A 13194-nucleotide genomic window follows, 5' to 3' on the forward strand; every position below is an offset into this window, starting at 1 on the left:
CGATTGAGGCGCGCTACGATGCCGCCGCTTGCGCCGGCTTTGGCTGCCGGCGCTGCAGGTTGAGCATATTGCCCATCAGGATCAGCAATGCCCCGCCTGCGGTGAAGGCGTCGATCTGCTCCTGGTAGAGCAGCCAGCCGATCAATGCCGACAGCGGCACGCGCAGGAAATCCATCGGCGAAATGACGGTGGCATCGGCGTAGCTCAGCGCCCAGGCCATGCAGAAATGCGACGACATGCCGGTGAAGGCGATCAGCAGGATCCACGGCCACAGCTCGAGCGACGGGTTGCGCCATTCGTAGAGCGCGGGGACCAGGCCGAGCACCGACTGGATGATCAACATCCAGAAGATGATTCGCACAACGCTGTCGGTCCGCGTCAGCGACTTGACCAGGACCAGCGAGATGCCGAAGCACATTGCCGCGCCCAGCACGACCAGATGTCCCGGATCGACCGAGCCGACGCCTGGGCGCACGATGATCACGACACCGATCAGCCCGAGCGCCACGGCGCCGAGCTTCGGCCGGGTGAGCCTTTCGCCGAGAAAGGTGACCGCAAGGATCGCCGTCCAGATCGGCGTCGTGAATTCGATCGAGATCAGCACCGCCAAAGGGATCAGCGTCAGGGCGTAGAGCCACGCCGCCTGGCCGGTATAGTGAACCACGTTGCGCGTGACATGGGCGAGGGGGCGCCCAGTGCGCATGGCGGCAAAGCCGCCATTTTGCATGACCAGCGGCAGCAGGATGAAAAAGCCGATCACCGAGCGCAGCTCCAGCACCTGGAAAACGTTGAGCTCGGCCGTGGTGGCGCGGCCCGCGACCGACATCGCCAGGAACGAGGCGATCGACAGCGCCATCCAGAACGCGGCCTTGGGGATGGAAGGGGTGGGTGCCATTTCCGCTATGTCGCAGGCCGTGGCTTTTGCCGCAACCGCTAGCAGCCGCATTCTTCTGGGCCAGCCGGATGTTGCAAAACAGTCATGTTGAAGGCGGAACCTGGCACGGCAGGGGGCGTTGAGTTCCGAATATCGGAAGTGCTTCGCAGGTGCCTTTCAATGTCGATAGGAGAATTTCGATGAGATCATTTGCGCAATTTGCGCTTGCTGGCTGCCTGTTGGTCACGGCAGGCGCGGCACATGCCGACGAGTCCAGATTTCTCCAGTCGTTCAAGGGCAATTTCACCGGCAAGGGCATTGTCAAGGTGACTACCGACGCGCCGACGGTGAATGTGTCCTGCACGTTCAGGTCAAACGCGACGTCGACCTCATTGTCGCTCGATGGCAATTGCCGAGGGCTTATCGTGGTGACGCGCGCCATCAGCGCGGACCTGAGGACTGCCGGAGCGAAATATAGCGGCACTTATGTCGGGTCTCGTACCGGGCCTGCGCAATTGAACGGCACCCGTTCGGGCAACGCGATCAATCTCGGCATCCGCTGGGCCAAGGAGGTCAATGGTGACCGAAAGGCGCAGATGAAGGTCGAGAAACGAGGCGAGAACGGCATGCGGCTGACGGTGATCGACACTGATCCGAAAACCGGCAAGAGCATGGTGACAAGCAGGATCGATCTGCAGCGCACCTAAATCTCGACAGCTGATATCCAGCATCAGTCTTCCAGCGGCTCTGGCGGGTGGGTGTCGCGGCCTTTGCCGAACGTATAGCCGGTTTCCACCGCCTTGCGGCCGAACTTGTCGCGCAGTGAATCGATGGCGCCTTCGGCCATGGCCCGCTTTCGCGACTGGACATCGACCAGATCGGGCGGATCGGCCTTGTCATCGGCGGAAAGATCGCTGACGCCTATGCCGAGCAGCCGGTATTTGGTGCCGTCGGTTTCCTTGCGCAGCAGCTCGACCCCGGTCGAAAAGATACGGTCGGCGAGCCGGGTCGGGTCGCCGAGCTGGCGGTTGCGGGTGCGGATCTTGAAATCCTGCGTCTTCAGCTTGAGCACCACCGTGCGCCCGGCGATGCCGGATTTCTTCAGCCGCGCCGAGACCTTTTCCGAAAGGCCCCGCAGCACCGAGACCAGCTCGTCCAGCGAAGCGATATCGGTGTCGAAAGTGGTTTCGGCCGATACGCTCTTGGCGTCCTGGTCGGGATCGACGCGGCGGACGTCCTCGCCGCGCGAGAGCCGGTAAAGCCGGTCGCCCATCACGCCATAGCGGCGCATGAGGTCGCCACGGTCCATCTTCTGGAGCTGGCCGATGGTGCGGATGCCGTCCTGTTCGAGCGTGGCGTTGAATGCCTTGCCGACCCCCCAGATCATGCTCACCGGCTGTACGGCGAGGAAACCCACGGCTTCCGCTTCGCCGATGACCGAGAAGCCGCGCGGTTTGCGGAAATCCGACGCCACCTTAGCCAGGAACTTGCAGTAGGACAGACCTGACGAAACGGTGATGCCGATCTCCTTCTCGACGGCCAGCGCGAAACGGGCCAGCACCACCGCCGGCGGCAGGCCGTGCAGCCGTTCGGTTCCGGCAAGGTCGAGAAACGCCTCGTCGATCGAGAGCGGCTCGACCAGCGGCGTCAGCGCCTGCATCATGGCGCGCACCTCGCGCCCGACGACCACGTATTTTTCCATATTGGGCGGGATAACCACCGCTTCGGGGCAAGCCTCGAGCGCCTTGAACATGGGCATGGCGGAACGCACGCCCCTTATCCGGGCGATGTAGCAGGCGGTGGAGACGACGCCGCGCTTGCCGCCGCCGATGATCAGCGGCTTGTCCTTCAGCGCCGGGTTGTCGCGTTTTTCGATTGCCGCATAGAAAGCGTCGCAGTCGATATGGGCCAGATGCAGCCGGTACAGCTCGGGATGACGGGCAAGCCTGGGGCTGCCGCATCGCTCGCAGCGCCTGGCGTCGCTGCGCTGAAAGGCCAGGCAGTCGCGGCAGAAACCGTGATCAGGATTATTGACAGGAGCCGCCATCGCTGCGAACATAAAGAGAACAAACACAATGGTACGACAGTGCAAGGCTAGCGACAAGCTTGGCCTGGGGAGAACGCATGAGCACGACCATAGTGCCGCTGGCGCCTGAGCTCTGGCGTGAATTCGAAGATCTCTTCGGCAAGCAGGGCGCCTGCTACGGCTGCTGGTGCACGCATTTCCGGCTGGCGCCGGCGGCTCGGCGCGAAAGCAGCCGCGAACGCAACAAAGACCACATCAGGGCGCGCATCGAAGCAGGCCCGCCACCGGGCATGCTGGCGTTCGAGGACGGCAAGGCAGTCGGCTGGATGCAGATCGGGCCGCGCGCCGACGTGCCCGAGTGGAACAACCGGGGCCGGGGCTCGGCTCCGGTCGATCCCGCGGACGCATCGGATCCGAGCGTCTGGGCAATTTCCTGTTTCTTCATCCGCGCCAAGGCACGGGGCCGGGGCATCAGCCATCGCCTGGTCGAAGGCGGCATCGATTTCGCCCGCAGGAACGGCGCGCGAATGGTGGAAGCCTGCCCGATAGACCTGTCGAAGGATTCACGCTCCATCGGGCTGTTCGTGGGCTCGTCGCGCGTGTTCGAGAAGGCCGGGTTCGAGCGGCTCCTGGAACGCAAGGCGGGCCGGCCGTTGATGCGGCTGGTGCTGGAGCCGAGCGCCTGAACTTCGCCGTCTTGCAGTTGTGACGGTCTTTCCCTACCAGAAGTAGGAGACGATTTTGCCTTTTCGACCAAACGGAGAATTCTACGTGAACCGGATGTTGCCAATCGCCTTTACCGCGCTTCTGCTCAGCGCGCCCGCTTTCGGCCAGAGCGTCGACAGCCAGGGTGCGAAGCAGCTATCCGAGAACCTGTCCCGCTATGTCGGCAAACAGACCCTCGACAAGGGCATCCTGAAGGTCTCGGTCGAAGGCGGCGCCTACAAGATCATGTTCGATTTCAAGGCGCTCGCCGGCACCTTGCCCGACCAGAAGCTGTTGAAATTCGACTTTGCGCCCTACGCCCTGCTGGTCAAGCCGCGCAGCGACGGGACCTGGGATGTCTCGATGGATCTTTCGCACAGCGCCTCCTTCGAGTTCAACGGGCCGCAGGGGCTGCAGAGCACGCAATTTTCTATCAAGGACGGCAAGGGTTCCGGTGTCTACGACCCCAATCTGGCGGCCTTTACCAGCGGCACCAGTTCGATGGCGGGCATGACGATGGTGTCGCAAGATGCCAAGCAGCACATGGAAGTCAGCGCCGACGGCGGCACCGCGACCATGGCCGCCACCAAGGCTGCCAATGGCGGGGTCGATTTCGCGTTGTCGCAAAAAGTGTCGAACTTTGTCGAGTCGATCAAATTCGACGATCCCGAAAGCGGACTGAAATTCCCGGTCACCGTCAAATCACCGGAACTGTCGGTGGATGCCAAAGGCAAGGGCGTGCAGACCAAGCCGCTGCTCGATCTCCTGGCATTTGCCGTCGCCAATGAGAATGAAGCCACGCTGAAAGCCAACCAGGCGCAGCTCAAATCGCTTCTGCTCGCCGCGCTTCCTGTGTGGGAACGCATCGACGGGACATACGGGTTCAAGAATTTCGCGGTCGAGAGCCCGGTCGGCACGTTCGGTGCGGCGCAGCTCAGCACCGCCTTCGGAATGGATGGCGTCGCCCAGAGCGGTACGATCGGCTACGGGATCAAGGCATCTGGGTTGACCGTGCCGCAGCAGCTTCTGCCGAACTGGAGCATGGCGCTGCTGCCGACCGATATCGACCTGAACTTCGGCGGCGCCAATATCGATCTCGACAGCATGGCGAAGAAGGCAATCGAAGCCTTTGATCTTAACAAGAACCCGCCGCTGTCGGCCGAATTCGGAGAGCAGCTCAAAACCGACTTCATGGCCAAGACGCCGAAGGTCGTCATTGGCCATAGCACCATCAAGAACAAGGATACCGAAATTGCCTTGGAAGGCGAAATGACTTTTCCTGGCGAGAAGCCGGAAGCCAATGTGACGGTGGACGTGGCCGGCTTCGACAAGATCGTCGAGGGCTTGCAGGAAGCGGCGAAATCGGAACCGGAGGTGGCGCAGTACGTGCCTGTGGCCCTGATGGTGAAAGGGTTCGGCAAGACCTTGACGGACGGCCGCATGGAATGGGTCGTCAACGCCAAGCCGGACGGTTCGGTCATTGTCAATGGCGTCATGCTGAAGCCGGCCGATCCTGCCGAGGACGACAGCATTGACGATGGCGGCGACGAGACGGACCAGGCGGATCCGACACCGTAGCCACTCGGCTCACCAAAGCGCGTCGCCTTCGAACGGATTGGCGCGACGCGCCTCAAGCCTTCGTTTTATACTTGTCGCTCAAAACGGGCGGGCGACAAGAGTCAGACTTCGCTCGACCTGGCGATCGGGGCGCCGCCTTGGGATCGTCACTCATATGGAATGCTCGTGGTTATCGTCGCCCAGCGGCAGCGCGCGCAACGCCTTGCCGACGGAGGCCGGTGGCGTGCCGGTTTCCTCAGCAAAACGCAGCAATGTGGGTTCGTGGGCGAGAACGAACTGCAGCACACCGGCCAGAAATCCCGGCTCGCCGGCAGCTTTGCGGATCGAATGCGCCTCGATGCCGGTGATCGCCAGGAAGCGAGGCAGCAGTTCGGGATCAGAGGCGACGAAGGCCAGAGCCTTCACGGCAATGGTTTCGGCCTCTTCGCGCATTGACGCTGCGTTTGCCATCACTACCTTTCAGGGTATGCGGAATGTGAGTCTCTTCCGCAGTAATGGCAAGCGTCGCTTGCGGCAAGTCGTTACCTCTTCAGTGCGGGACCCGAGGTGGAAACGGAGCAGCTTTTCTCGCCGCAGGTTTCCGTTTCGTCAATCATATTGCCGTAGAGTCGACCAGGGTTTGGTGCGTCCCGGAAGGGCGCATAACGGCCGCGTTCGAGCGAAACAGCGGCCGGGACGGGATATCGATGCCTAAGAAGGTCATGATCGTCGAGGACAATGAGCTCAACATGAAGCTCTTTCGGGACCTCATCGAAGCAAGCGGTTACGAGACAGTTCGCACCCGCAACGGTCTGGAAGCGCTCGATCTGGCGCGTCAGCACCGGCCGGATCTCATTTTGATGGACATCCAGTTGCCTGAAGTGTCTGGGCTGGAGGTGACGAAATGGCTGAAGGAAGACGACGACCTGCACGTCATCCCGGTCATTGCCGTCACCGCCTTCGCGATGAAGGGCGACGAGGAGCGCATCCGCCAGGGCGGCTGCGAGGCTTATATCTCCAAGCCGATCTCGGTGCCGCGCTTCATCGAAACCATCAAGTCCTACCTGGGTGATTCCTGATGCACCTTGCCGCCAAAGCCGGAGCCTTGTGAAATGACCGCTCGGATTCTCGTCGTCGACGACATCCCTGCCAATGTCAGGCTGCTGGAGGTTCGGCTGCTGGCCGAATATTTCGAGGTGTTGACCGCCACCAACGGGCCGGATGCGATCGAGACCTGCGAGAACGGCAAGGTCGACGTCGTGCTGCTCGACGTCATGATGCCGGACATGGACGGCTTCGAGGTCTGCCGCCGCCTGAAGAGCGATCCGGCGACGTCGCATATTCCAGTGGTAATGATCACCGCACTCGACCAGGTTTCCGACAGGGTGCGCGGGCTTGAGGTCGGCGCCGACGATTTCCTGACCAAACCCGTCAACGACCTGCAACTGATGACGCGCGTCAAGAGCCTCGTCAGGCTGAAGTCGCTGACCGACGAGTTGCGGCTGCGCGCTTCGACCACGCGCAACATCGGCATCGAAGAGTTGCTCAGCCGCAATTTCGCCTCCGAGGACACGACGCCGAAAGTGCTTCTGATCGATGAGCGCAAATCGTCGATCGAGCGCGTCCAGAAGATGCTGCGCGACTGTGCTGACCTGGATGTCGCCAGCGATCCGCATGCCGGCTTCTTCCAGGCGGCGGAGACGCCCTATGAATGCGTGATGATCTCGACGAGCTTCGCCGATTTCGATCCGCTTCGGCTCTGCTCGCAACTGCGCTCGCTCGATCGCACACGCTTCCTGCCGATCATCCTGCTGGCGGAGGAGGGCGAGGAGGAGCGCATCATCCGTGGTCTCGAACTCGGCATCAACGACTATCTGATGCGGCCTATCGACCAGCAGGAACTGACGGCGCGGTTGCGCACCCAGGTGCGCCGCAAGCGCTACAACGACCAATTGCGCGCCAGCGTGACGCAGACGATCGAAATGGCGGTGACCGACGGGCTGACCGGGCTGCACAACCGCCGCTATCTCGACAGCCATCTCCAGACGCTGTTCGACCGCGCCGTGGCGCGGCGTCGGCCGCTGTCGGTGATGATCACCGACCTCGATCGCTTCAAGTCGATTAACGACACGCACGGCCATGACGGTGGCGACGAGGTGCTGCGGGAATTCGCGCGGCGGCTGCGCAAGAACGTGCGCGGCATCGATCTGGCCTGCCGGTTCGGCGGTGAGGAGTTCGTAGTGGTCATGCCTGACACCGATGGAGCGATCGCCGAAAAGGTGGCCGAACGCATCCGCGCCGAAATCGCCCAGATGCCGTTCGTCATCGGGCCTGACGGCAAGGCCATCGAGGTCACCGTCAGCGTCGGCGTGTCGTCGGTGCTGAATGGGGTGGATACGGTGGCGGCGCTGATGAAACGCGCCGATCTGGCGCTCTATGAAGCCAAGAGCGGTGGCCGCAACCGCGTCGTCGCCAAGGCTGCCTGACGGACCGGGTAAGAGTATCCGTCAATCCGGCAAGGTTACCCATTTACCTTAATCCAAGCGATTCACGAGGCTTGGTTAAGAAACTGTTGATTTTCATAAGCTCTTGCGCAAATGTGCGGCCACAGACAGAGCGACGCCGGCACGAGGACAGACAGCCGGGTCGATCAAAAAATACCCCATGATGCTCAGGTCCGCCGCATCTCCTGGGTCCGTGGGGTCGGCCGGCCGGCGCTGGCACATAGTGGCCTCCTCGTACCGCTGCCAAACGCCGACCGGCCCCCTTTCAAAATAGCATCAGGATTCTGCGCCAACCTCCGGATATCAGGAGCTTTTTGCGCACAGGATATCGACAGCATTTGGACTGTAAAAGGCGAGCCACGATGTGGAGAGCTGCGGCGCACGCTCTCTTGCCATCCGGCGGAGGGCGTTGCTCCTCACTTCATACATATGGCGCCCAAGGGGCTTGCTTCAAGCCCGGGTTCCTCCCGTAAAACCGCGGCCCTAGCCAATAGGAGCGGAGTGACGGGAATGCGTGCACCGACAGATGGATCGCGTCGAAATCATGCGGTGATTGTCGCCGGGGGCGGCCCGACAGGATTGATGCTGGCAGGCGAACTCGCATTGGCGGGCATCGACGTCGCCATTGTCGAGCGGCGCCCGACCCAGCAGCTGATTGGCTTGCGCGCGGGTGGCCTGCACGCACGCACAATCGAGGTGCTCGACCAGCGCGGGATCGCCGACCGGTTCCTCTCCCAGGGGCGATGCTTCCCGACCGTCGGCTTCCACATGATCCGTTTGGACATCAGCGACTTTCCCAGCCGGCACAACTATCTGCTGGCGCTGCGGCAAAACCACATCGAGCGGATATTGGCCGACTGGATCAGCGAATTGGGGGTGCCGATCCATCGCGGACAGGAAGTCACGGATTTCATGCAGGACGACAGTGGCGTGGATGTGGGGCTTTCCGATGGCCGACGGATGAAGGCGCAGTACCTCGTCGGATGCGACGGTGGACGCAGCACGATCCGCAAGGCGGCGGGCATCGAATTCGCTGGATGGGATCCGACGATGAGCTGGATGATCGCCGAGGTCGAGATGTCGGAAGAACCGCCATTGGGCTTTCGCAGCGACGCCCACGGAACCCATGCGATAGGCAAGATCGAGGACGGCGACCGGTTGGGCATCGTGCTGACCGAGAAACGACTGATCATCGGTGGTGAACCGACATTGGACGATCTCCGCGAGGCGCTCACCGTTATCTATGGCACCGATTTCGGCGTCCACAGTCCGACCTGGCTCTCTCGTTTCACCGATATGACGCGCCAGGCTGCCGCTTACCGCGACAGACGTGTCCTGCTGGCCGGCGACGCTGCGCATATCCATCCCCCAATGGGCGGACAGGGCCTCAACATCGGCGTGCAGGACGCGGTCAACCTGGGATGGAAGCTGGCCCAGGTCGTCAAACGGGCATCACCGGACAGCCTGCTCGACAGCTACCATGCCGAGCGCCATCCGGTCGCCGCCCGTGTGTTGCGCAACACGATGGCACAGGTCGCGCTTCGGCGCATGGATGACCGCACCAAGGCTCTGGGCGACACCATTGCCGAACTGCTCGGCATGGACGAGCCTCGCAAACGCATCGCGGCCGAAATGTCCGGCCTGGACGTTCGTTACGGCTTGGGCGAGCGCCATCCGTTGCTTGGGCGGCGAATGCCCGATCTCGATCTGCTCACCGCCAGCGGGCCGGTGCGGCTGTTTACCTTGCTGCATCATGCCCGGCCGGTGCTGATCAACCTCGGCACGCCCGGCATGCTGGACATCAAGCCATGGGCGGATCGGGTCCAGCAGGTCGACGCCGTGTACGACGGCGACTGGGAGCTGCCAGTTCTCGGGGCCGTCGCCAGGCCCGTCGCGGTGCTGATCCGCCCGGACGGGTACGTGGCATGGGTTGGTTCCGGAAGCCAACAGGGACTGGCCGAAGCGCTGACCACCTGGTTCGGGCCGCGCGTTGATGTGGCGTAGCAGGGTCGAGGCCGGCCTGGCGCATCGCCCGCAAACGCGTGCTTGTCATGCGTTGCGAGCTTTTACGGTGCTAGGTCTCCTGACATCCCGTTGACAGGAGGTACCATCTGTGCAGAAATTGGTTGGACCATTGGACCACTTGGAACGCGCGTGGATCAAAACAGCCTGCCACCTATTCAGACGACGGCGCGTGACGACGCCGTTCTGAAGGCGTTGGTAGGCTTTGTTCGTGCCGAGGCCCTCCAGCCGGGCGAGCGGCTGCCAACGGAACGCATCCTGGCCGAGCGGCTGAAGGTCAGCCGCAACACGGTGCGCGAGGCGCTGACGCGCTGGGAAGGGCTCGGCCTGGTCGAGCGCCGGCAAGGCAGCGGCACCTATCTCAAGGCAGCCGTTTCGCCGGACATGTTGCATCTGCCGCTGACGCTTGCGGGCGGCAACGACTTCACCAGCCTGATGCAGACGCTTGAAATCCGTCGCGCGCTGGAGGCGGAAGCCGCCGCCCTTTGCGCCGAACGCGCGAGCCAGACCGATATCGCCGAAATCGAGCGCAAGCTCGACATCATGGAGCAGGCGTTCCGCACGCGCGAGGGCATGTCTTCGGAAGAGGACTGGGAGTTCCACCAGGCGATCTACAGGGTTTCCGGCAACCCGCTGTTCGAACAGATCATCGCCGCCATGCACGAATTGTTCCACCGCTTCTGGGAGCATCCGCTGGGCGTGCGCGATTTCGGCCACGCCAGTTTTCCCTATCATCGGACCATTTACGAGCGCATCGCCGCGCGCGACCCGCACGGCGCCCGCGGCGAGGCGCTCAAGCTGATCGCCACCGTCGAGGACGATCTGAAGCGCGGCGCCGCCAAACTCAAACTTTCGAGCCAGACATGAACGAACATCCCTCAGGTTTCGATCACGACTATCTTGCCGAGGCGGCGACGCTTCTGGCGCATGACGAACCTTTCCCGGGTGGGGCGGTGGTGCCGCCGATCTACCAGACATCGCTGTTCACCTTCGCCAGCTATGCCGAGATGGCGGATACTTTTGCCGGCAAACGGAAGCAGCCGATCTATTCGCGCGGCGACAATCCGACGGTGATGGAGTTCGAGGCACGCGTCGCCGCGCTCGAGGGCGCCGAGGCCGCGCGCGGCTTTTCCAGCGGCATGGCGGCGATCAGCGCCACGGTGCTCGCCTTCGTCGGCGCCGGCGAGCGCATCGTTGCGGTGCGCAATTGCTATGGTGATGCCTATCGGCTGTTCGAGCGGCTTTTGCCGCGGCTCAACATCAGGGTCGACTATGTCGACGGCTCCGATCCGGATGCGGTGGCGGCGGCCCTTCCGGGCGCCAGGCTGCTCTATCTGGAGAGCCCGACCTCGATGATGTTCGAGTTGCAGGACCTGGCTCACCTGACCCGGCTGGCGAAGGAGCAGGGCATCGTCACCACGATCGACAATTCCTGGGCGACACCGGTGTTCCAGAAGCCGATCACGCATGGCGTCGATCTGGTGCTGCATTCGGCTTCGAAATATCTCGGCGGCCATAGCGATACGGTCGCCGGCGTGGTGGCAGGCTCGGCCGCCCACATCAAGCACATCAACGAGCAGACCTATTCCTATCTCGGCGGCAAGCTTTCGCCCTTCGAGGCCTGGCTCTTGCTGCGCGGGCTGCGCACGCTGCCGCTGCGCCTGCCGCATCACATGAAGAGCGGGCTTACCATCGCCGAGCGGCTGAAGGCGCATGGCAATGTCGAGCGCGTGAACCACCCCGCCTATTCGAACCATCCGGGCAAGGCGACGCTTGCTGGTTACGCGGGGTTGTTCTCCTTCGAGGTCACCGAGGATATCGACATCCCCGTCTTCGTCGATGCGTTAAAATATTTCCGCATCGGCGTGAGCTGGGGCGGCCATGAGAGCCTGGTCGTGCCGGCCAAGGCGTCGCTGGAGCAGACGCCGGGACTGAATTCGATGGCGCGCTTCGGCGTCAGCCCCCGAACAATCCGCTTCAATGTCGGATTGGAAAGTGTCGAGGACCTGTGGGCCGACGTGGCGCAGGCCTTCGAAAAAGCCAGAAAATAACAAGCCGCTTCAAAATGGGAGTCTTGAAGATGAAAAAACTGACCGTCATGCTTGCCACAGCCGCGGGATTGGCGATTTCCGCCGGAAACGCGCTGGCCGATTCGACCCTGAAAATGGTCGAAGTCATCACCAGCCCGCCGCGCACGGAGTTCCTGAAGAAGCAGATCGCCGAATTCGAAAAGGCCAATCTCGGCATCAAGGTCGAGCTGATCTCGCTGCCCTGGGGGCAGGCTTTCGAAAAGTTCCTGACCATGGTGCAGGCAGGCGATACGCCCGACGTGGTCGAGATGCCGGAACGTTGGATGGGCCTCTACGCCAACAACGCCCAGCTCGAGGATCTCGGCCCGTACATGGCCAAGTGGGACGACGCCAAGACGCTCGGGGAGCGCGCCAAGCAGTTCGGCTCGACCGTCAATAACACCCAGTTCATGATCCCTTACGGCTACTATGTGAACGCGCTGTTCTGGAACAAGAAGCTGTTCAGGGAAGCCGGTCTCGACGGCCCGCCGGCCACGCTCGACGAGTTCGTCGCCGATTCCAAGAAGATCTCGGCGTTGCCCGGCAAATACGGCTACTGCCTGCGCGGCGGGCCCGGCGCCTTCAATGGCATGCACATGTTCATGAACATCGCCGCCGGCAAGGGCGGCTACTTCAACGAAGACGGCACCTCGACCATCAACGAGGAGGGCTCGGTCAAGGGCCTGCAGATGCTGGCCGACATGTACAAGCAGGGCCTGGCGCCCAAGGACGCGGTGAGCTGGGGCTTCAACGAAACCGTCACCGGCTTCTATTCCGGCACCTGCGCCATGCTCAACCAGGATCCGGACGCGCTGCTCGGCATCGCCGACAAGATGAGCGCCGACGACTTCGCCGTGGCGCCGCTGCCGGTCGGGCCGAGCGGCAAGTCCTATCCGACGCTCGGCTATGCCGGCTGGGCAATGTTCGCCAATTCGCAGCACAAGGACGACGCCTGGAAGCTGATGGCGACGCTGCTCTCGCCCAAGGACAATCTGGAATGGGCCAAGGAAGTCGGCGTCGTCCCGATCCACAACGGCGCCGACCAGGATCCGCATTTCAAGACCGAGCAGTTCAAGGGCTGGTTCACGGAGCTCAGCGACAGCGCCAAGTATGAAATGGTGACGCCGCCGACGCATCTGGAGAACCTCGGCAATTTCGTCGACCAGGTGGCGATCAAGAATTTCCAGGAAGTGCTGCTGGGCCAAAAGACGGCCAAGGAGGTTGCCGACCAATGGGCCGCCTTCCTGACCAAGGAACAGCAGGACTGGATGGCGAAGAACAAGAAGTAGTTTTTCTTCCTTCTCCCCGTTCACGGGGAGAAGGTGGCCCGATAGGGCCGGATGAGAGGCGGCGCTACGTTCTGTCAGCCTGGCGCTGCCCCTCATCTGCCTGCCGGCATCTTCTCCCCGTATACGGGGAGAAGGGTGCTGTCGGCTT

Annotated in this window: 12 protein-coding genes; 9 read left to right on the top strand and 3 right to left on the bottom strand. The window is 62.5% G+C overall.

The window, feature by feature from the left end; genetic code table 11:
* Positions 1-13: 13 nt before the first annotated feature.
* Complete coding sequence (locus tag FJ972_RS16775; RefSeq protein ID WP_140501527.1) at positions 14-895, bottom strand: DMT family transporter; 882 nt, start codon at positions 893-895, stop codon at positions 14-16.
* A gap of 179 nt (positions 896-1074) precedes the next feature.
* On the opposite strand from FJ972_RS16775, the gene FJ972_RS16780 reads away from it, so the two are divergent.
* A complete protein-coding gene (locus FJ972_RS16780; RefSeq protein WP_140501529.1) occupies positions 1075-1581 on the top strand; it encodes a hypothetical protein in 507 nt (168 codons plus the stop codon).
* 23 nt (positions 1582-1604) lie between these two features.
* Here FJ972_RS16780 and FJ972_RS16785 read toward each other — a convergent pair whose 3' ends face one another.
* Entirely contained in the window at positions 1605-2933 is a 1329-nt protein-coding gene (locus tag FJ972_RS16785; RefSeq protein WP_140520983.1) for a DNA polymerase IV, read from the bottom strand.
* Positions 2934-2998: 65 nt separating this feature from the next.
* Between FJ972_RS16785 and FJ972_RS16790 the strand changes: the two genes are divergently transcribed.
* Together FJ972_RS16790 and FJ972_RS16795 are read left to right on the top strand one after the other, a co-directional pair.
* Positions 2999-3586 (top strand): GNAT family N-acetyltransferase, encoded by a 588-nt coding sequence (locus FJ972_RS16790; RefSeq protein ID WP_140520982.1) that lies wholly within the window; start codon positions 2999-3001, stop codon positions 3584-3586.
* 94 nt (positions 3587-3680) lie between these two features.
* Complete coding sequence (locus tag FJ972_RS16795) at positions 3681-5183, top strand: hypothetical protein (RefSeq protein ID WP_140521251.1); 1503 nt, start codon at positions 3681-3683, stop codon at positions 5181-5183.
* 150 nt (positions 5184-5333) lie between these two features.
* On the opposite strand, the gene FJ972_RS16800 is transcribed toward FJ972_RS16795, so the two are convergent.
* Positions 5334-5633, bottom strand: a complete 300-nt coding sequence (locus tag FJ972_RS16800; RefSeq protein ID WP_140501536.1) for a DUF3572 domain-containing protein — start codon at positions 5631-5633, stop codon at positions 5334-5336.
* A gap of 236 nt (positions 5634-5869) precedes the next feature.
* Here FJ972_RS16800 and FJ972_RS16805 point away from each other — a divergent pair, with 236 nt between their 5' ends.
* From FJ972_RS16805 to FJ972_RS16830, 6 genes are all read left to right on the top strand, one after another.
* Positions 5870-6241, top strand: a complete 372-nt coding sequence (locus tag FJ972_RS16805; protein WP_140501538.1) for a response regulator — start codon at positions 5870-5872, stop codon at positions 6239-6241.
* Positions 6242-6274: 33 nt separating this feature from the next.
* Positions 6275-7648 (top strand): PleD family two-component system response regulator, encoded by a 1374-nt coding sequence (locus FJ972_RS16810; RefSeq protein ID WP_140520981.1) that lies wholly within the window; start codon positions 6275-6277, stop codon positions 7646-7648.
* 528 nt (positions 7649-8176) lie between these two features.
* Complete coding sequence (locus FJ972_RS16815; protein WP_140520980.1) at positions 8177-9670, top strand: FAD-dependent monooxygenase; 1494 nt, start codon at positions 8177-8179, stop codon at positions 9668-9670.
* Between the two features lie 150 nt (positions 9671-9820).
* Positions 9821-10555: a FadR/GntR family transcriptional regulator gene (locus FJ972_RS16820; RefSeq protein WP_140520979.1), complete on the top strand. Its 735-nt coding sequence runs from the start codon at positions 9821-9823 to the stop codon at positions 10553-10555.
* Positions 10552-11739: a PLP-dependent transferase gene (locus FJ972_RS16825; RefSeq protein ID WP_140520978.1), complete on the top strand. Its 1188-nt coding sequence runs from the start codon at positions 10552-10554 to the stop codon at positions 11737-11739. Before FJ972_RS16820 ends, FJ972_RS16825 begins: the two co-directional genes overlap by 4 nt.
* A gap of 29 nt (positions 11740-11768) precedes the next feature.
* On the top strand, positions 11769-13046 hold the full coding sequence (locus FJ972_RS16830; protein ID WP_140520977.1) for an ABC transporter substrate-binding protein: 1278 nt from the start codon (positions 11769-11771) through the stop codon (positions 13044-13046).
* Positions 13047-13194: the final 148 nt, after the last annotated feature.

This window comes from Mesorhizobium sp. B2-1-1 (assembly GCF_006442975.2).
GTDB lineage: Bacteria > Pseudomonadota > Alphaproteobacteria > Rhizobiales > Rhizobiaceae > Mesorhizobium.